This is a genomic window from Serratia myotis (assembly GCF_027474885.1).
In the GTDB taxonomy this organism is placed as follows: Bacteria; Pseudomonadota; Gammaproteobacteria; order Enterobacterales; family Enterobacteriaceae; genus Serratia; species Serratia proteamaculans.
In genome coordinates this window covers 2423979-2442084 of record NZ_CP099707.1, presented here as the reverse complement: position 1 = coordinate 2442084, position 18106 = coordinate 2423979, and the positions used below count along the sequence as shown (strand labels likewise).

The 18106-nt window shown below is 52.9% G+C and carries 19 protein-coding genes and 3 tRNA genes; 15 read left to right on the top strand and 7 right to left on the bottom strand.

Features of this window, described 5'->3' with window-relative positions; all coding sequences use genetic code 11:
• Positions 1-22: 22 nt before the first annotated feature.
• Complete coding sequence (locus NHG65_RS11695) at positions 23-1120, top strand: alkene reductase (protein ID WP_099065736.1); 1098 nt, start codon at positions 23-25, stop codon at positions 1118-1120.
• Between the two features lie 67 nt (positions 1121-1187).
• Here the strand turns inward: NHG65_RS11695 and idi are convergent, their stop codons facing one another.
• Complete coding sequence (gene idi / locus NHG65_RS11690) at positions 1188-1727, bottom strand: isopentenyl-diphosphate Delta-isomerase (RefSeq protein WP_112347521.1); 540 nt, start codon at positions 1725-1727, stop codon at positions 1188-1190.
• A gap of 338 nt (positions 1728-2065) precedes the next feature.
• Here idi and gloA point away from each other — a divergent pair, with 338 nt between their 5' ends.
• Entirely contained in the window at positions 2066-2473 is a 408-nt protein-coding gene (gloA, locus tag NHG65_RS11685; RefSeq protein ID WP_099065734.1) for a lactoylglutathione lyase, read from the top strand.
• 78 nt (positions 2474-2551) lie between these two features.
• Positions 2552-3232 (top strand): ribonuclease T, encoded by a 681-nt coding sequence (gene rnt / locus NHG65_RS11680; protein ID WP_085116582.1) that lies wholly within the window; start codon positions 2552-2554, stop codon positions 3230-3232.
• 72 nt (positions 3233-3304) lie between these two features.
• On the opposite strand, the gene NHG65_RS11675 is transcribed toward rnt, so the two are convergent.
• Positions 3305-3652: a Grx4 family monothiol glutaredoxin gene (locus tag NHG65_RS11675; RefSeq protein ID WP_099065646.1), complete on the bottom strand. Its 348-nt coding sequence runs from the start codon at positions 3650-3652 to the stop codon at positions 3305-3307.
• A 415-nt stretch (positions 3653-4067) separates the two neighbouring features.
• On the opposite strand from NHG65_RS11675, the gene NHG65_RS11670 reads away from it, so the two are divergent.
• Positions 4068-4889: a C40 family peptidase gene (locus tag NHG65_RS11670; protein ID WP_099065645.1), complete on the top strand. Its 822-nt coding sequence runs from the start codon at positions 4068-4070 to the stop codon at positions 4887-4889.
• 192 nt (positions 4890-5081) lie between these two features.
• Positions 5082-5660, top strand: a complete 579-nt coding sequence (gene sodB / locus NHG65_RS11665) for a superoxide dismutase [Fe] (protein ID WP_085116580.1) — start codon at positions 5082-5084, stop codon at positions 5658-5660.
• Between the two features lie 56 nt (positions 5661-5716).
• On the opposite strand, the gene cydH is transcribed toward sodB, so the two are convergent.
• Positions 5717-5806: a cytochrome bd-I oxidase subunit CydH gene (gene cydH / locus NHG65_RS11660; RefSeq protein ID WP_004943739.1), complete on the bottom strand. Its 90-nt coding sequence runs from the start codon at positions 5804-5806 to the stop codon at positions 5717-5719.
• 323 nt (positions 5807-6129) lie between these two features.
• Here cydH and purR point away from each other — a divergent pair, with 323 nt between their 5' ends.
• On the top strand, positions 6130-7155 hold the full coding sequence (gene purR / locus NHG65_RS11655; RefSeq protein WP_207977091.1) for an HTH-type transcriptional repressor PurR: 1026 nt from the start codon (positions 6130-6132) through the stop codon (positions 7153-7155).
• Here purR and punR read toward each other — a convergent pair.
• Positions 7152-8096, bottom strand: a complete 945-nt coding sequence (gene punR, locus NHG65_RS11650; RefSeq protein ID WP_099065643.1) for a DNA-binding transcriptional activator PunR — start codon at positions 8094-8096, stop codon at positions 7152-7154. The two genes, purR and punR, sit on opposite strands and share 4 nt — an antisense overlap.
• A 123-nt stretch (positions 8097-8219) precedes the next feature.
• On the opposite strand from punR, the gene punC reads away from it, so the two are divergent.
• Positions 8220-9428, top strand: a complete 1209-nt coding sequence (gene punC / locus NHG65_RS11645; protein WP_499183362.1) for a purine nucleoside transporter PunC — start codon at positions 8220-8222, stop codon at positions 9426-9428.
• A gap of 340 nt (positions 9429-9768) precedes the next feature.
• On the top strand, positions 9769-10920 hold the full coding sequence (gene cfa, locus NHG65_RS11640) for a cyclopropane fatty acyl phospholipid synthase (protein ID WP_099065641.1): 1152 nt from the start codon (positions 9769-9771) through the stop codon (positions 10918-10920).
• An 81-nt stretch (positions 10921-11001) separates the two neighbouring features.
• Here the strand turns inward: cfa and NHG65_RS11635 are convergent, their stop codons facing one another.
• Both NHG65_RS11635 and NHG65_RS11630 read right to left on the bottom strand, forming a co-directional pair.
• Entirely contained in the window at positions 11002-11298 is a 297-nt protein-coding gene (locus NHG65_RS11635; protein ID WP_170925020.1) for an I78 family peptidase inhibitor, read from the bottom strand.
• 29 nt (positions 11299-11327) lie between these two features.
• On the bottom strand, positions 11328-11978 hold the full coding sequence (locus tag NHG65_RS11630; RefSeq protein WP_413501958.1) for a riboflavin synthase subunit alpha: 651 nt from the start codon (positions 11976-11978) through the stop codon (positions 11328-11330).
• A gap of 242 nt (positions 11979-12220) precedes the next feature.
• Here NHG65_RS11630 and NHG65_RS11625 point away from each other — a divergent pair, with 242 nt between their 5' ends.
• The 7 genes from NHG65_RS11625 (at position 12221) to NHG65_RS11595 (ending at position 16871) form a co-directional block, all read left to right on the top strand.
• The gene (locus NHG65_RS11625) at positions 12221-13597 is read left to right on the top strand and encodes an MATE family efflux transporter (protein ID WP_207977097.1); all 1377 of its coding nucleotides are present in this window, start codon (positions 12221-12223) and stop codon (positions 13595-13597) included.
• Between the two features lie 193 nt (positions 13598-13790).
• A tRNA-Val gene (locus NHG65_RS11620) sits at positions 13791-13867 on the top strand.
• 21 nt (positions 13868-13888) lie between these two features.
• Positions 13889-13965 (top strand) — tRNA-Val (locus NHG65_RS11615).
• Positions 13966-13986: 21 nt separating this feature from the next.
• Positions 13987-14063: transfer RNA gene (locus tag NHG65_RS11610), tRNA-Val, on the top strand.
• A 141-nt stretch (positions 14064-14204) separates the two neighbouring features.
• Positions 14205-14510: a cupin domain-containing protein gene (locus tag NHG65_RS11605; RefSeq protein ID WP_499183361.1), complete on the top strand. Its 306-nt coding sequence runs from the start codon at positions 14205-14207 to the stop codon at positions 14508-14510.
• 403 nt (positions 14511-14913) lie between these two features.
• Positions 14914-16326, top strand: a complete 1413-nt coding sequence (gene pykF / locus NHG65_RS11600; RefSeq protein WP_207977099.1) for a pyruvate kinase PykF — start codon at positions 14914-14916, stop codon at positions 16324-16326.
• A 308-nt stretch (positions 16327-16634) separates the two neighbouring features.
• A complete protein-coding gene (locus tag NHG65_RS11595; RefSeq protein WP_005165631.1) occupies positions 16635-16871 on the top strand; it encodes a major outer membrane lipoprotein in 237 nt (78 codons plus the stop codon).
• Positions 16872-17015: 144 nt separating this feature from the next.
• On the opposite strand, the gene NHG65_RS11590 is transcribed toward NHG65_RS11595, so the two are convergent.
• Complete coding sequence (locus NHG65_RS11590; RefSeq protein ID WP_099065637.1) at positions 17016-18029, bottom strand: L,D-transpeptidase family protein; 1014 nt, start codon at positions 18027-18029, stop codon at positions 17016-17018.
• Positions 18030-18106: the final 77 nt, after the last annotated feature.

Below are 18106 nucleotides of genomic sequence, written 5' to 3'. Positions count from 1 at the left end.
GTCTATTAATATAGGATTCACTATGAAGATTGAAAAGTTGTTCTCCCCGTTGAAGGTTGGCGCTGTAACGCTGCCAAATCGCGTGTTTATGGCCCCTCTGACGCGACTGCGCAGCATTGAACCGGGCGATATCCCTACTCCGTTGATGGGTGAGTATTATGCCCAACGCGCCAGCGCGGGTCTGATCGTCACCGAAGCCACTCAGATTTCTTTCCAGGCGAAAGGTTATGCCGGCGCACCGGGGCTGCATACCCCAGAACAGATCGCCGCGTGGAAAAAGATCACTCAGGCTGTACATGATAAAAACGGCCATATCGCCGTTCAACTGTGGCACGTGGGGCGTATCTCCCACAACAGCCTGCAACCGGGCCAACAGGCACCGGTCGCCCCATCTGCGATCAACGCCGACACCCGCACCACCGTACGTGACGAAACCGGCGCCTGGGTACGAGTACCTACCTCTACCCCACGCGCACTGGAAACCGAAGAGATCCCAGGCATCATTAATGATTTCCGTCAGGCAACCGCCAACGCACGTGAGGCCGGTTTCGATTTTGTCGAACTGCACGCCGCACACGGCTATCTGCTGCACCAGTTTATGGCTCCGGCGTCTAACCAGCGCACCGACCAATATGGCGGCAGCATCGAAAACCGCACGCGCCTGACGCTGGAAGTGGTTGACGCCACCATCGCGGAATGGGGCTCAGAACACATTGGCATCCGTATTTCCCCACTGGGCCCGTTCAACGGCCTGGACAACGGTGAAGATCAAGAAGATGCCGCGCTGTATCTGGTGGAAGAACTGAACAAGCGCAACATCGCTTTCCTGCATATTTCCGAACCTGACTGGGCCGGTGGCAAGCCTTATTCCGACGCCTTCCGTGATTCGGTACGCGCCCACTTTAAAGGGGTGATTGTCGGGGCTGGCGCTTACACCGCCGAAAAAGCGGAAGAGTTGATCAATAAAGGCTTTATCGATGCCGTGGCCTTTGGCCGCAGCTATATCGCCAACCCGGATCTGGTTGAACGCTTCAAACAAAATGCTGAACTGAACGAACCTAAGCCGGAAACTTTCTACGGCGGCGGTGCTGAAGGCTATACCGACTACCCAACGCTGTAAGTAAAATACAAAAGCCCGCCGGTGTGCCTATACCGGCGGGCTTTTTGCCGTCTGGGTTATCGGTCAGTTACTTCACAGCCAACCTCGCCCAACGCTGTATTTCATTGGCATCAAGATTATTCATTATCGTGCGAAACCAAACGGTAAACTTTTCCGGGTTGCGCGTTATATCATCCGTTAATTGCTGAATATCCATCCACAACCAGCTGTGTGCTTCTTCAGGCGCCGCCTGCGGTTCACCGTCAAATAAACCGACGTAGATATGATCGAACTCGTGCTCAATTAAATCGCCGGGCACCGCAGCGTGATAGGTGAAGCTGGAAACCTGCTGCAACTCACTGCTAAACCCCATCTCTTCCTGCAATCGGCGCTGAGCCGCGGCAAGCGTTACCTCTCCCCAGCGCGGGTGGCCACAGCAACTGTTGGTCCATAGTCCGGCCGAGTGATACTTACTGAAAGCACGCTGTTGCAACAGCAGGCGGCCCTGGCTATCAAAGATAAAAATTGAAAACGCCCGGTGCAACAACCCCTGCTGATGTACCAGCGTTTTGGTTTGCGAACCAATGGAGTTATCATCGGCATCCACCAGAATGAGCATTTCATCCATTAAGCGACTCCTTCGGCAAACGCGATGTCCCCGCACTGAAAAAATAAACCGTCATATTAATCCGATCCAAATTTATACATTAACCCGGTCCAATCCGGGCTCTATATCGTTATCGTGACGCGCTGTTCCTTGCAGGGGTTATAGTACCTATTTCCAAACTGTGCACGGCGACAAAGTGTGCGGTTGCTGCTGTCTTACCCGACCATTGAGTGACAACGTCACTATAGTATTGTGCGCCCTGCCTTGGCATACATTGAAATCCCTTATGCGGCAACGCTATACTGGATTTCGCTTCAATCCATCCGCCATTGGCAACGGCACATCCAATCAGAGGAATTATGCGCTTACTCCATACCATGATCCGCGTCGGTGACCTGCAGCGCTCCATCGACTTCTATACCAAGGTATTAGGCATGCGCTTGCTGCGCACCAGCGAGAACCCGGAATACAAGTACTCGCTGGCGTTTGTAGGCTATACCGATGAAAGCGAAGGTGCAGTGATTGAACTGACCTATAACTGGGGCACCGACAGTTACGAAATGGGCACCGCGTTCGGCCACCTGGCGCTGGGGGTTGACGATGTTGCCGCCACCTGTGACAGCATCCGTAACGCCGGCGGCAAGGTCTCCCGCGAAGCCGGTCCGGTCAAGGGCGGCACCACGGTTATCGCCTTTGTTGAAGATCCGGACGGTTATAAAATCGAACTGATCGAGAACAAACACGCCGGCCATGGCCTCGGCCACTAAGGTCAATCAGGGGCGCTTTCTGCGCCCCTGTTTTTTCCGCGTGATAACCGCCTGCAACCGGGCGCAAAATTTGCCATAATGCGCGCTGTATTCGATGAAGATAAGAAACTGATGGCCGAAAAAAGTGATCTTAACGCCCTGAGTGGCCGTTTTCGTGGGTTTTACCCTGTAGTAATAGATATAGAAACCGCCGGATTTAATGCCAAGACTGACGCACTGCTGGAAATTGCCGCCGTTACGTTAAAAATGGATGAAGACGGCTGGTTACAACAGGACGAAACCCTGCATTTTCATGTGGAGCCTTTTGAAGGCGCCAACCTACAGCCGGAAGCGTTGGCCTTTAACGGTATCGACCCGAGTAATCCGCTACGCGGTGCGGTCAGTGAACACGATGCCCTGCACGCTATTTTTAAAGCGGTGCGCAAGGGGATTAAGGATCGTGGCTGTAACCGGGGGATCATTGTGGCGCATAACGCCAATTTCGATCACAGCTTCCTGATGGCTGCCGCAGAGCGCGCCAGCCTGAAACGCAACCCTTTCCACCCCTTCGCCACCTTTGATACCGCGGCGTTGAGTGGGCTGGTGCTGGGGCAGACGGTGCTGGCCAAAGCCTGCATTGCCGCCGATATCCCGTTCGATAGCGCCCAGGCGCATTCGGCGCTGTATGATACCGAGCAAACCGCTCAGTTGTTCTGCGAACTGGTTAACCGCTGGAAACGCCTTGGTGGCTGGCCATTGGCGGCCAGTAATACCGACTAAGATACAAAAAAATCGGGCGGCCCAGTATTAGCTGGCACCGCCCGATGACTTCCAACAATAGAACCGAGCCGATTAAGGCTGCTGGTCTTCCTGCTGTTTGTATTTCTCTGCCGTTTCTTTGATCAGCTGCTGCAATTCGCCGCGCTGATACATTTCCATGATGATATCACAGCCGCCAACCAGCTCACCGTCTATCCACAGCTGTGGGAACGTCGGCCAGTTAGCGTATTTCGGCAACTCGGAGCGGATGTCCGGGTTCTGCAGAATATCAACGTAAGCAAAACGTTCGCCACAGGCAGACAGCGCCTGCACAGCTTGCGCTGAGAAACCGCAGTTTGGCAATTTCGGTGAACCTTTCATATACAGCAGAATTGGGTTCTCAGTGATCTGGTGCTGAATTTTTTCAATCGTCGTCGTCATTATATTGCTTCCTCAAGCCAAATCTCATGGCTACAACATGCATCACACTGGCTATTGTAGCGGCTGGAACAGTCGCAAGAAAACGCCATCTTTTGCAGGGGCATTCCTTGGTTGTCAGTCGCGTCTCGCCGGCAAGGCCTTTCCGGTCAAAACATATGCGCAGAATAACATTTTTAATCTGGCTATTTCACTAATATATTTTTTCATCAAAACACGACGTTTAATAAATCCAGTGACGGTCATTGTTGATTTTTTATACACCAACAGTTTGATTTTTCAGCAGAAAAAATGCTATTAACGTTTTCTCACAATATGGATTATCATTTATGAGTTCTTCGCTGTTTTATATGGCGAAATTCGGGAATACTGTCATTCTTTCGATATCTGTTCCGGGGCCAAGGTTGGTAACGTCGACATGCGTTTAATTCTTACGCTTTTTGTGCTGTTGTTTACACAGCTATTCTTTAATCTGGCGCATGCTGCGCCGCAGTCTCGTGTTGCCGCCGAGCAGCGTAAGAGCCACGTAAACGAAGCCCGACCGGATGACCGCAAGAAAAAGAAAGCGGTTAAAGCCAGCAGCAAAAAAGTAAAAGTCACCACCCCACAGAAAACTGCCAAGGTTTCCAAAGCCAAAACAGAAAAAACCGCTAAAAAGATTGTTAGCGCCAAATCGAAAAACAAAACTCATAAAGTCGCCAAGATTAAAGTGACCCCGCCGAAAAAGGGTTACAAAAAAGGCTATGGCCGCCACCGCGAAGCCGGTATGGCCACCGCTAAATTGGTTCGTGACGAGAAGCCGCTGAAACTTACCCCGGCGCACAAGAAACGCTACCAGCATGCCAAGCAAACCGCGATGGCCAAGCTGATGGATCAGATGGGTAAGCCCTATCGTTGGGGCGGCACCTCACCGAGAACCGGTTTTGACTGCAGCGGCCTGATTTATTACGCCTATAAAGACGTGGTGAAAATCAAAATGCCACGTACCGCCAACGAGATGTACCACCTGCGCGACGCCGCGCCGATCAAGAAAAATGAATTGGAAAGCGGCGACCTGGTGTTCTTCCGGATTAACAACCGCGGCGTGGCAGACCATGTTGGGGTTTATCTGGGCAACGGTAAATTCATTCAGTCACCGCGTACCGGTGAAGAAATCCGCATCAGCCAACTCGACAACGATTACTGGCAAAACCACTACATTGGCGCACGTCGGGTAGTGACACCGAAAACCATTCGATAATTACCTTTGCGGCTGGCCCTGCCAGCCGCTCTCCCCTGAGCGTTTCCCCAAACTCTCGCTGCTGCAACTAATCCTTTGCCATTCCCCCTGTATTTCAGCGCGAAAATTGCTAAGCTAAATACCCACAATAAAAACAGGTCAATCTGTTGTTGGTTGTTCTGATTCAGGTTGGCACTGTAAAAGGAGAAAGCAATGTCGTTTGAACTGCCCGCATTACCCTATGAAAAAAACGCCCTCGAGCCGCACATTTCCGCAGAAACCCTGGAATACCACTATGGCAAGCACCACAACGCCTACGTGGTTAACCTGAACAATCTGTTGAAAGGCAGCAAGTTTGAAGGACTATCGCTGGAAGCGATCATTAAGGCCTCAGACGGCGGCATCTTCAACAATGCTGCACAGGTGTGGAACCACAGCTTCTATTGGCATTGTTTGTCGCCACAAGGCGGCGGTGAGCCTCAGGGCAAACTGGCAACGGCGATCAATCAGGCTTTTGGTTCTTTCGCTGCCTTCAGGGAACAATTTAGCGATGCCGCAGTGAAAAACTTTGGCGCAGGCTGGACCTGGCTGGTGAAAAAGCCGGATGGTTCACTGGCTATTGTTAACACCTCGAACGCGGCTACACCGTTGACCGGTGAAGATAAACCGCTGCTGACCGTCGACGTTTGGGAACACGCCTACTACATCGATTACCGCAATGCGCGGCCGGCCTACCTGGAAAACTTCTGGGCGCTGGTTAACTGGGCATTTGTGGAGAAAAACCTGGCGTAAAGCTGAGGGAAAGAGCAATCAGGCGCAGCGGGCTGCGCCTGTTTTACTTAAGGGGATCAGTTCAAAGCAGCGGTGAAGCTGAAAGCAATAATCACGGCCAGCGCACAGACGGTGGTGAACAGTGACATTTTCAGATCGGTATCCATTACAACTCCTTTTCAGATTGGGTTTCCCAAGGGTAAAAGGCACACAATTAATGCGTCAAACCATTTTCACACAGTTAGCCAATAAAATCTTGTTATCATTTCCCGGTTTATTATATCGATTACCTCTTCCCCTTTTGTTCAATATGGGACAAAATTCGCAGTTCACAACTGTGTACCGGCAAAATGCCCCTCCTGACCAAGCGCTGACGACTTCAACACACTAAAAACTCAGTTTTCGCTTCTTTGGAGAAGGATCTACGCAGGCAAACGATTAACATCACACTTACATGCTGCAACATGTGAGTTCAGGAGTCATTCTTTACATGGCAACGATTAAAGATGTGGCCAAACGCGCTGGCGTTTCCACCACCACCGTTTCGCACGTCATCAATAAGACTCGTTTCGTCGCCGAAGAGACAAAAACGGCCGTGGCTGCCGCGATTAAAGAGCTGCACTATTCACCCAGCGCCGTGGCGCGTAGCCTGAAGGTCAATCACACCAAATCGATTGGTTTGCTGGCGACCTCCAGCGAAGCCCCCTACTTTGCCGAAGTGATCGAGGCGGTGGAAAACAGTTGCTACAGCAAAGGCTATACGCTGATCCTGTGTAACTCGCACAACAATCTGGACAAACAGCGTGCCTATCTGGCGATGTTGGCGCAAAAACGCGTCGATGGTCTGCTGGTCATGTGTTCGGAATACCCGGACCAATTGCTCGGCATGCTGGAAGACTATCGCAACATCCCAATGATGGTGATGGACTGGGGTACCGCGCGCGGTGATTTTACCGATACCATTATCGATAATGCCTTCGAGGGTGGCTATTTGGCCGGGCGTTATCTGATCGAGCGCGGCCACCGTGATATCGGCGCCATTCCGGGTCAGTTGGCGCGTAATACCGGTGGCGGCCGCCATCAGGGCTTTTTAAAGGCCATGGAAGAAGCCAATATCGAAGTTCGCAACGAATGGATTGTCCAGGGTGACTTTGAGCCAGAATCCGGCTACAAGGCCATGCACCAGATATTGTCGCAGAAGCATCGCCCGACCGCAGTATTCTGCGGTGGCGATATCATGGCGATGGGCGCGATCTGCGCCGCCGATGAACTTGGGCTGCGCGTACCACAGGACATCTCAGTGATTGGCTACGATAACGTACGTAACGCCCGCTATTTCACCCCGGCGCTGACCACCATTCATCAACCGAAAGAGCGTTTGGGTGAGATGGCATTCACCATGTTGCTGGACCGTATCATCAGCAAGCGCGAAGAGTCGCAGGTGATTGAAGTGCATCCCAAGCTGGTTGAGCGCCGCTCGGTCGCTGACGGCCCTTTCATCGATTACCGCCGCTAGTCGTTAGCGCCGGAAGCCTCTGCGGTTTCCGGCGTCACTTCGCTTAACCATTCCTGATTCAAGGTTTCACTGTCCCCCAGGTAGTCCAACAGCCAGGCCATCGCCGGTGATGGCGTATTCTGCTGCCAGGTCAGGCAACAAGGGCTAGCCGGAAACGGCTGTTGCAACTGCAACGCCACCAGTTCCCCGCGCTGCACCAACGGCAATGCCTGATGCGCAGGCATCATGCCGACGCACAGGCCTGCACACAGGCAATCCAACGCCGAGGCCCAGTCCGGCGCCACCAGCCGCCGTTGGTTGTCCAGCGTCCAGGTGACTCGTTTGGGCAGGTTGCGTGAGGTATCTTCCAGACACAGCGATGGGAAAGGCCGAAGCTGATCGTCGTTCAGCAGCCCTTCCAGCGCCGCCAGCGGATGCTGCGGGCTGACCACGCACAACCAGCGCATATCCCCCATATCGCGAAAAGCATACCCGCCGCCGACCGGCACCGCCCGCGTCGCCCCAATCGCCATATCGGCACGCCCATCCACCAGCGCATCCCACACACCGTTAAACACCTCCGGTTGCACCATCAGTTCAACGTCGGGGAAATGGCGGTAAAAATCCAGCACCAGTTGGCGACAGCGCTGAGGTTTAACAATGATGTCCACGGCAATTTTCAACTGGCCACGCCAGCCGTTAGCCACCTGCTGACACTGTCGACGGGTGTCGAGCATTTTTTTGATGACAATGCGCGCATCCTGAACAAACAACACGCCGGCCGGGGTCAGCTCCACGTCACGATGACGGCGCTCAAACAGCGGCACCGCCAGCCATTGCTCCAGTTGTCGCACGGTATAACTTATCGCCGAGGGTACACGGTGCAATTCCTGCGCCGCTGCGCTGAAGCTGCCGGTGCGGGCGACCGCGTCTACTACATCGAGTGAATATTCAGACCACATAACCTTGCCTTCAATTTTTTTAACAGCACCTCGCAAATATTACCGTTTCACAAGCAGAGATCCAGCCGGATACACTTGCCGGCGCTAAAAACCTGCGACATTAAAATATTAACGAGAAATACCATGCGAAATTCCTTTGGTTTTATGTTCTACCTTGCCGGCCTGAGTATGCTGGGTTATCTGGCCACCGACATGTACCTGCCCGCCTTTGGCGTGATGCAGCAAGACCTGCAGATTTCCGCCGGGGCGATCAGTGCCAGCCTCAGTATCTTCCTGGCCGGCTTTGCCTTTGCTCAACTGCTCTGGGGCCCACTGTCCGATCACCTCGGCCGTAAACCGGTGTTGCTGATTGGCCTGGCGCTGTTTGCCCTGGGTTGCCTCGGTATGCTGTGGGTACAGAATGCCGTTCAACTGTGGTCACTGCGTTTTATCCAGGCGATTGGCGTGTGTTCTGCCGCCGTCACCTGGCAAGCCCTGGTGATTGACCGTTACCGTGAAGGCAAGGCTAACCGAGTCTTCGCCACCATTATGCCACTGGTCGCACTTTCGCCTGCACTGGCCCCCCTGGTCGGTGCCTGGTTGTTGAACCACATGGGCTGGCGTGCCATTTTCGCCGTGCTGCTGGGCATCACGGTGATTTTGTTGCTGCCAACGCTGCTGTTGAAAGAAAGCGCCAAGGCCGCGCCTTCTGCCGAGAAGAAAAACACCCTGACCTTCTTGCAACTGCTTAAGTCCCCGGCCTTCAGCGGCAACGTCACCATCTTTGCCGCCTGCTCCGCCGGCTTCTTCGCCTGGCTGACCGGTTCACCCTTTATTCTTGGTGATATGGGCTACAGCCCAAATGATATCGGCCTGAGCTATGTGCCGCAGACCCTGGCATTCTTATTAGGGGGTTACGGCTGTCGCACCGCGTTAAATCGCATGAATGGTAACACCTTGCTACCGTGGCTACTGGTAGCTTATGGCATCAGTATGGTGGCGTTATATCTGGTTGCCACGCTGACCGAGCCAACGCTCACCACGCTGCTGATCCCGTTCTGCGTGATGGCACTGGTCAACGGTGCCACCTACCCAATCGTAGTGGCAAATGCGTTAACCCCGTTCCCGGAAGGTACCGGCAAAGCTGCAGCCTTGCAAAACACCCTGCAGTTGGGCCTGTGTTTTGTCGCCAGTATGCTGGTGTCGGCCTTTATCGGCCAGCCGCTGTTGGCAACGGTAACGGTGATGGTTTCTACGGTGGTGTTGGCCGCATTGGGCTATATGCTGCAACGGGGAAAAGTGATGGATGATCAGCAGGCTGCAAGGCAGGAACATGCTAACTCTGCGTCATAATTGTATGCATTAATAATCACTTAAAGAATATTTTTGCCGAGTGCGATTTACAGTTGAGTAAGCGCCTCGGCAAGCCTATACTCAAAACGACCTTTTAAAATAACACTTTTATAATTTCTTTATCACAAATTGCTGTTGTGTACGCGTATGGCGTCACACTTTTTTAAGGATTGTCTTTCCCGCGTTTCTTGCGCAGGAACCTTCTTAAAATTTTCCTCTGTTCATAGTCGGATATCAGACGCCACGGGACTTTTTACCGTAGGTAAACGTATGCACCCGCAGAATTTGTCTAAGCTATTTTTTGGCGGGTCATAAGTCAGAAGAAGGTGATGGAGAAGCTATGAGTTCATCGTGTATAGAAGATCTGAGCATTCAGGATAACCAATGGTATCGCATCGCCCATGAAATGCTCAGCATGGCCGGTATTGAAGTTAACGGCACGCGCCCATTCGATATTCAGGTTAAAAATCCCGATTTTTTTAAACGCGTGCTGCAGGAAGGCTCCCTTGGCCTGGGCGAAAGCTATATGGACGGCTGGTGGGAATGTGAACGGCTGGATATATTCTTTCAACACGTAGTCCGTGCCGGTCTGGAAAAGAAACTCCCCCGCCATCTAAAAGATACCCTGCGTATTGCCGCCGCGCGACTCACCAATTTGCAATCGAAGAAACGCGCCTGGATAGTCGGTAAAGAACATTACGATCTGGGAAACGATCTGTTTACGCAGATGCTCGACCCTTATATGCAATATTCTTGCGCTTACTGGAAAGAAGCCACCACGCTGGAAGAAGCGCAAGAAGCCAAGCTGCGGATGATTTGCGACAAACTGCAGCTGCAGCCGGGCATGAACTTGCTGGATATTGGCTGTGGCTGGGGCGGACTTTCCGCCTATGCGGCGAAAAATTACGGTGTTTCGGTAGTGGGCGTGACCATTTCTGCCGAACAGCAAAAACTGGCACAGGAAAACTGCGCCGGGCTGGACGTCGAAATCCGCTTGCAAGACTACCGCGATTTAGACCTGCAGTTTGACCGTATTGTTTCTGTCGGCATGTTCGAGCACGTTGGTCCGAAAAACTACCCCACCTACTTCAAAGTGGTGGAGCGTAATTTAAAACCGGACGGCCTGTTCCTGCTGCACACCATTGGCTCGAATCGGACAGATATGAATGTTGACCCGTGGATCAATAAATATATCTTCCCGAATGGCTGTCTGCCGTCGATATCACATATTGCCCAGGCCAGTGAGGGGCGTTTTGTGATGGAAGATTGGCATAATATTGGCGCCGATTATGATCGCACCCTGATGGCCTGGTACGAACGCTTCAAACAGGCTTGGCCACAACTCGCCCAACGTTATTCGGATCGTTTCGAACGCATGTTCAGCTATTATCTGAACGCCTGCGCCGGAGCGTTTCGCGCACGTGATATTCAGCTTTGGCAGGTGGTATTCAGCCCGAAAGGCGTTGATGGCGGTATTCGCGTCACGCGTTAATAATCACTCAGCATAATGAAAGAACCCCGGCTAGCTTGCACTAACCGGGGTTCTTTTTATGCATTGATCAGCGCGGGTATATTAGCCGCAATACACTCGGATGATTTTATCATCGCTATCGCCGAGGAAATTCAGCCGACGCAGATTGAAGTCCATCGTGACCGCAGAGTTATACGGAATCGCGCGCACTTGCGATTCAATCTGCACGCCTTCGAGCGCTGACATCGGTTTACCGACATAGCTCTGATATTGCGCCGCACCGCAGGTGTCATTCTCTGCATCTACCGCCGGGTTGGCAGTACCCTGTTCCGGCGAGCTGCTACAAGCACTCAGCGCCAACAGCGCCGTTAACATCAACGTTTTCCCATAAAACTTCACGCGATTGCTCCTCTGTAGTTTGTCGTTCTTCAGATCTTCTGCGCCAGCGCACTCGCCGCCGCCATTGCCGCTTCACGGCTCGCCAACACCCGCTCAACGGTGTCTACCACCGCCTGCGTTTGTGGATCGATCTCAATATTCACCTTATCACCCAGACGTTTTTTGCCCAGTGTGGTGCGATCCAACGTTTCCGGGATCAAATGCACGCAAAACCGGTTATTCACCACCTCACCGATGGTCAGACTAATACCATCGATGCCAATGAAGCCTTTGTGCAGAACGTATTTCATCAGTTCCGCGTCCGGCATGCGCAGCCACACCTGACGATTATTCTCAGAGGTATAAATCTTGGCAACCTCTGCGGTGCAGATAATATGGCCGGACATCAGGTGGCCGCCAATTTCATCATTAAACTTGGCCGCTCTTTCGATATTGACCACGTCCCCCAACGCCAGCTCACCGAGGTTGGTCAGGCGCAGCGTTTCTTTGATCAAATCAAAGCTGACGCGGTTGCCCTCAACCGCTGTGACGGTCAGACAGCAGCCATTATGAGAGACCGATGCGCCAAGCTCGAGCCCAGGCAGCAGTTCAGTGGGCATGTCGATGACGTGAGTGCGGAAGTTGGATTTTTCATCAATGGCAACCAGCGGCGCGGTGCCCTGTACGATACCCGTGAACATGTGAGCCTCTTCTTTCTGAAAATGTTTAAAGCGCTTGAGGCAGTTTGCCCCAGTTGGCGAGGAAAACCAAACCTCGGGCGACAAAAAATCTGCGCCTGTGCATTTAATAACTATTTCATCACAGCATTTGCTTAACCACGCCGAGCGGGTACAATCTTTTTGACAAAATTCCGCTATTTTTAATTGTTGTCCTTTCGCGACGACCCATCCCTCCATCATAAATAAATAGAAAAGGTGTATGCGTGCAGAAGTACTTAATTGAAGCGCGTAGTTTATTGGCCCTCGCTATCCCGGTAATCATCGCGCAAATATCACAAACCGCAATGGGCGTGGTAGATACCATTATGGCCGGCGCCTACAGCGCCACGGATATGGCGGCGGTTGCCGTCGGTACCTCGATCTGGCTGCCGGCTATTCTGTTCGGCCACGGCCTGCTGCTGGCGCTAACGCCGGTGATCGCACAGCTTAATGGCGCAGGCCGACGCGATCGTATCGCTCATCAGGTTCGTCAGGGCTTTTGGCTGGCGGCCATCGTCTCACTGTTGGTGATTGTCGTGCTGTATAACAGCAAGTTCGTCATCGACATGATGCACAATATCGACCCGCAACTGGCGGATAAAGCCGTGGGGTATTTGCATGCCATCATGTGGGGCGCACCGGGCTATCTGTTCTTCCAGGTGCTGCGTGGTCAGTGTGAAGGGCTATCGAAAACCAAACCGGGCATGGTGATTGGTTTTCTCGGCCTGCTGGTGAATATCCCGATTAACTATATCTTTATCTACGGCAAGTTCGGCATGCCGGAGCTGGGCGGCGTCGGTTGCGGCGTGGCAACCGGCAGCGTCTACTGGTTTATGTTCCTGGCGATGCGCTGGTATGTTAAACGCGCCCCGTCACAGCGCGATATTCTGCCGCATGAAGGCAGCAGCAAAGGCCCCGACTGGCCGGCAATGAAACGTCTGTTCGGCATTGGCCTGCCGGTGGCACTGGCGCTGTTCTTTGAAGTCACGCTGTTCGCCGTCGTCGCCCTGCTGGTTTCGCCGCTGGGCATTGTTTCCGTGGCCGGGCACCAGATTGCACTTAACTTCAGCGCACTGATGTTCGTCTTGCCATTGTCACTGGGCGTCAGCGCGACTATCCGCGTCGGCTATCGGTTGGGCGAAGGCTCGGTCGAAGGGGCGCGAATTGCCGCCTACGCAGCTATTGCCGTCGGCATCGCCATGGCCTGTTGCACTGCGCTGTTTACCGCCACCTTCCGGGAACAGATCGCCCTGCTGTATAACGACAGCCCGGCGGTGGTTGCCATGGCATCGCACCTGATGTTGTTGGCGGCCATTTACCAGATATCCGATTCTATTCAGGTGATCGGCAGCGGTATTCTGCGTGGCTATAAAGATACTCGCTCGATCTTCTTCATCACCTTTGTCGCTTATTGGATCCTGGGTCTGCCGAGCGGTTATCTGCTGGCGCTGACCGACGTCGTGGTACCGGCGATGGGGCCAAGCGGATTCTGGATTGGCTTTATCATTGGCCTGACTTTCGCCGCCATCATGATGGCCATGCGCATGCGTTGGCTGCAAAAACAGCCGGCGGCGCTGATCCTGCAGCGTTCTGCCCGCTAACTGTTGTTGTCGACCGGGAAGTTAACCCGGTCGACAACTTCATCACCCTTGTTTGCAGAAAAAACCACCGCACTGCACACAAGCGCAGCAATCGCGTGAAATACCGGATAAAATTACGTTTTTCTCCTTGCCAGCACGCGGGTAGCTCGTTAATATTCGTCCCCGCTGTCAGCCATGACAGACAGGAAAAGATGCGTCCGTAGCTCAGTTGGTTAGAGCACCACCTTGACATGGTGGGGGTCGGTGGTTCGAGTCCACTCGGACGCACCAAATTCCTAACAGCAGTACAGTGCGTCCGTAGCTCAGTTGGTTAGAGCACCACCTTGACATGGTGGGGGTCGGTGGTTCGAGTCCACTCGGACGCACCAAATTTCTAAAAGCAGTGCAGTGCGTCCGTAGCTCAGTTGGTTAGAGCACCACCTTGACATGGTGGGGGTCGGTGGTTCGAGTCCACTCGGACGCACCAAATCATTGTTTCCTCAGCTCCACCCTATCGAATCACACTTTCTCTACCGTTAACTCGCCAGTCCGATCCCGTAGCTTTGCTCCTGTCACCGCAAGCCGTATCAGGTATCATCAAGGCGAATATCTTATCAGGACCGATCCCATGCTGACATTTACCGCAGAGACCCCGTTTGAGAAACTCGACAACGGCCTCATCCGCCGACAAGGCGTCATGAGCAACGGTGCCCGTGTCACGGAAGTGAAGTTTGACGCCGGTACCTTTGGCCAGTTGCAAAAGCGCGATTATGCTCTGCAAACGCAAGTGGTCTCCGGTGAGTTTGAATTCACCGTAGGTAACGACAGCCAGGTGGTGGTCGCCGGTGAAACCATCGCGATCCCCGCTAACACCGCCAGCGGCTGTTTCTGTCTGACGGCTGGTACGCTGTGGGAAATCGTCACCACAAACTGACCGCGCAATACACGCATTCGTAAAAAGGTTACTTGCGCAACAAACACCCGCTGCGGGTTTGCATTTGCGCCCTATTTGCTGCTGATTTGACGGAACCGAGGTTTTGCATCGGTTTTTTATTTTGTTTCCCGCCGCTTAGCCTTTATAATGCGCAACGTCTTTCAGTTGAATGGTTTCAGCCCTTGATCTGCGAAAACGCAATAACAACACATTTTCATCTCATCACGTTGCGCAGCATCCCCGCATCCCGGCGCGGGCTGAATTTTTCCGCCCCATTTCGACTCTGGTCACCTATCCTTAACTGTGTTTTGCATCACCAGGCGCGACTCAAATCCCTTATCAGTGGCCTGACCGCTGGTTTTATTCGTTTTATTATCCATCACAACTTGTAGAAAAATCCGTCATGAAAAAGACCAAAATTGTTTGTACCATCGGTCCAAAAACCGAATCGGAAGAAATGCTGACCAACCTGCTGAATGCAGGCATGAACGTAATGCGCCTTAACTTCTCCCACGGCGATTACCAAGAGCACGGCAACCGCATCAAGAACATGCGCGCCGTGATGGCGAAAACCGGTCAGAACGCCGGTATCCTGCTGGATACCAAAGGCCCGGAAATCCGCACCATGAAACTGGAAGGCGGCAAAGACGCTGCGCTGGTTGCCGGCCAGACCTTCACTTTCACCACCGATCAGAGCGTTATCGGCAACAACGAACGTGTTGCAGTAACCTACGCCGGCTTTAGCGCTGACCTGAAAATCGGTAACACCGTATTGGTAGATGACGGCCTGATCGGCATGGAAGTCACCAACGTCACCGAAAGCGAAGTGGTTTGTAAGGTGCTGAACAGCGGCGACCTGGGCGAAAACAAAGGCGTTAACCTGCCGGGTGTTTCCATTCAACTGCCTGCACTGGCTGAAAAAGACAAACGCGACCTGATTTTCGGCTGCGAACAGGGTGTGGACTTCGTTGCCGCTTCCTTCATCCGCAAGCGTTCTGACGTGCTGGAAATTCGTGAGCACCTGAAAGCCCACGGCGGCGCACAGATCCAAATCATCTCCAAAATCGAAAACCAGGAAGGTCTGAACAACTTCGACGAGATCCTCGAAGCTTCTGACGGCATCATGGTTGCTCGTGGCGATCTGGGCGTTGAAATCCCGGTAGAAGAAGTGATCTTCGCTCAGAAGATGATGATCGAAAAATGTAACCGTGCACGTAAAGTGGTGATCACCGCCACCCAAATGCTCGATTCCATGATCAAGAACCCGCGCCCTACTCGTGCAGAAGCCGGCGACGTGGCTAACGCCATTCTGGACGGTACCGACGCCGTCATGCTATCTGGCGAGAGCGCCAAGGGCAAATACCCGCTGGAAGCCGTTACTATCATGGCGACCATCTGTGAGCGCACCGATCGCGTGATGCCAAGCCGTATCGACAGCCTGCATGACAACCGCAAGCTGCGCATCACCGAAGCCGTATGCCGTGGTGCGGTTGAAACCGCAGAGAAACTGGATGCGCCACTGATCGTGGTTGCCACCAGCGGCGGCAAGTCAGCCAAGTCTGTGCGTAAATATTTCCCTAACGCGGTGATCCTGGCGCTGACCACCAACGAAACTACCGCTCATCAGCTGATCCTGACCAAGGGCGTGATCCCACAGATGGTCAAGGAAATTGCCTCTACCGACGACTTCTATCGCATCGGAAAAGAAGCGGCACTGGCCAGTGGTTTGGCACAAAAAGGCGACGTTGTGGTGATGGTTTCTGGTGCTCTGGTACCAAGCGGCACAACCAATACTGCCTCGGTTCACGTGCTTTAATATAAAACGTGACATAATTATTTTGACAAAAACGCCGCTTAGCGGCGTTTTTTTTAACACTAGTAAACTGTTTTCTCAAAAACGCAACCGTGGATTGCTCATTATTTAGCTAATTACAAATCGGAGTTGTCCCATGGAATCCGGCTGTTTTCCCTACATTTTTTAACTATTTTTCAAAAGAAGATGCAAGTTTGAGCGAACGATCAAAATAAAGCACTCCAATCCAAAAAAATTATTCTCTTTCGAAAAAAGTTTGTGTAATACTTGTAACGCTACATGGAGATTAACTCAATCTAGAGGGTGTTATAATGAATCGTACTAAACTGGTACTGGGCGCGGTAATCCTGGCTTCCACTATGCTGGCAGGCTGTTCAAGCAATGCTAAAATCGATCAACTGTCTTCTGACGTTCAGACTCTGAACGCTAAAGTTGACCAGCTGAGCAACGACGTGAACGCAATCCGTTCTGACGTTCAAGCAGCTAAAGACGACGCAGCACGTGCTAACCAGCGCCTGGACAACCAAGCACACGCTTACAAAAAGTAAGTTTGCTTCGGTTAATGAAAACGGCGCACACTGTGCGCCGTTTTTTTTTGTCTGCAAATCCCCCCTACTTCTCCCCCTTGCCACCAGGCGAAAAAAAAGGGCTCAGCACGCTGAACCCCTCAGAATCATCCATTAATCGCGTTTTTAATTCACCGAACTGATGGGCGCGCTCTTGAATAGGCCTTTATTCGCTTCCTGCGGGGCTACAGGCGTTAAACTGACTTCAGACGGGCTCTGCCCCAGGTTAACCAGCACCGGCATGCCAGAGCGGCGTACAACCGCACTGTCGAACACCGCCTTATCGGTCTGCGCATCACCCACAAAAGCTTTCTCGGCTTTCGACAAGGTGATCGGCATGGTCTGCGGATCGTCACTCTCCACTCTAGACAGTGGCTGATGCACCTCTACGTAGCGCTTACCGTCCGGCTCAACAGAGATTTTTACCGGATCGTTAATCACCTGCACGCGAGTCCCGCGCGGTACCATATTGAACAGTGCCTCGATATCCGTTGGACGCAGGCGGATACAGCCGGAGCTGACGCGCATACCGATACCAAAGTTGGCGTTAGTACCGTGGATCAGATATTCACCGTGCCCCATGGCCAGACGCATGGCGAACAGGCCCATTGGGTTTTCAGGACCGGCCGGCACCACCCCTGGCAGTTTCACCCCTTTTTCCAGGTAGCGTTTACGGATATTGGCCGTTGGCGTCCAGGTCGGGTTCGGGATTTTTTGGCTGACGGAAGTGACCTGCAGCGGAGTGTGCATCCCGGTCTGGCCGATACCGATAGGATAAACGATCACCTTGTTCTCACCTTTCGGGTAATAGTACAGGCGCAGTTCGGCCAGGTTGACCACGATACCTTCACGCTTGGTGTCCGGCAGCAGCATTTGGGTCGGGATAGTTAATACCGAACCTGGCTTGGGCAGGAACGGGTCTGTGCCAGGGTTGGCCTCAAGCATGCCCAACAGACCGATTTGATAGTCGGCGGCAATGGCCTCCAGCGGACGCCCATCGTTTGGAACGGTATGGGTGGTATTCTCGCCAATCAGACGGCTGTCCGGCGGCGGCAGCGGATATTCGCTCGCACTGGCGGCTTGGGTGCCAGTCAGTACGGTGGCAAATAGCATGCCCATTAAACTCAACGCACGTTTCATTATCATCCCTATTATGCTTATTACGGTTCGGCCACAAGGCTAACGGGCACTTGGCGGCGGGTAAATCAGACAAGACC

Bases quoted from the DNA above. Each gene is read 5' to 3' on its own strand.
- NHG65_RS11695 (WP_099065736.1), top strand. From the start codon at position 23: ATGAAGATTGAAAAGTTGTTCTCCCCGTTGAAGGTTGGCGCTGTAACG.
- idi (WP_112347521.1), bottom strand. From the start codon at position 1,727: ATGGATGAAATGCTCATTCTGGTGGATGCCGATGATAACTCCATTGGT.
- gloA (WP_099065734.1), top strand. From the start codon at position 2,066: ATGCGCTTACTCCATACCATGATCCGCGTCGGTGACCTGCAGCGCTCC.
- rnt (WP_085116582.1), top strand. From the start codon at position 2,552: ATGCGCGCTGTATTCGATGAAGATAAGAAACTGATGGCCGAAAAAAGT.
- NHG65_RS11675 (WP_099065646.1), bottom strand. From the start codon at position 3,652: ATGACGACGACGATTGAAAAAATTCAGCACCAGATCACTGAGAACCCA.
- NHG65_RS11670 (WP_099065645.1), top strand. From the start codon at position 4,068: ATGCGTTTAATTCTTACGCTTTTTGTGCTGTTGTTTACACAGCTATTC.
- sodB (WP_085116580.1), top strand. From the start codon at position 5,082: ATGTCGTTTGAACTGCCCGCATTACCCTATGAAAAAAACGCCCTCGAG.
- cydH (WP_004943739.1), bottom strand. From the start codon at position 5,806: ATGGATACCGATCTGAAAATGTCACTGTTCACCACCGTCTGTGCGCTG.
- purR (WP_207977091.1), top strand. From the start codon at position 6,130: ATGGCAACGATTAAAGATGTGGCCAAACGCGCTGGCGTTTCCACCACC.
- punR (WP_099065643.1), bottom strand. From the start codon at position 8,096: ATGTGGTCTGAATATTCACTCGATGTAGTAGACGCGGTCGCCCGCACC.
- punC (WP_499183362.1), top strand. From the start codon at position 8,220: ATGCGAAATTCCTTTGGTTTTATGTTCTACCTTGCCGGCCTGAGTATG.
- cfa (WP_099065641.1), top strand. From the start codon at position 9,769: ATGAGTTCATCGTGTATAGAAGATCTGAGCATTCAGGATAACCAATGG.
- NHG65_RS11630 (WP_413501958.1), bottom strand. From the start codon at position 11,978: ATGTTCACGGGTATCGTACAGGGCACCGCGCCGCTGGTTGCCATTGAT.
- NHG65_RS11605 (WP_499183361.1), top strand. From the start codon at position 14,205: ATGCTGACATTTACCGCAGAGACCCCGTTTGAGAAACTCGACAACGGC.
- pykF (WP_207977099.1), top strand. From the start codon at position 14,914: ATGAAAAAGACCAAAATTGTTTGTACCATCGGTCCAAAAACCGAATCG.
- NHG65_RS11595 (WP_005165631.1), top strand. From the start codon at position 16,635: ATGAATCGTACTAAACTGGTACTGGGCGCGGTAATCCTGGCTTCCACT.
- NHG65_RS11590 (WP_099065637.1), bottom strand. From the start codon at position 18,029: ATGAAACGTGCGTTGAGTTTAATGGGCATGCTATTTGCCACCGTACTG.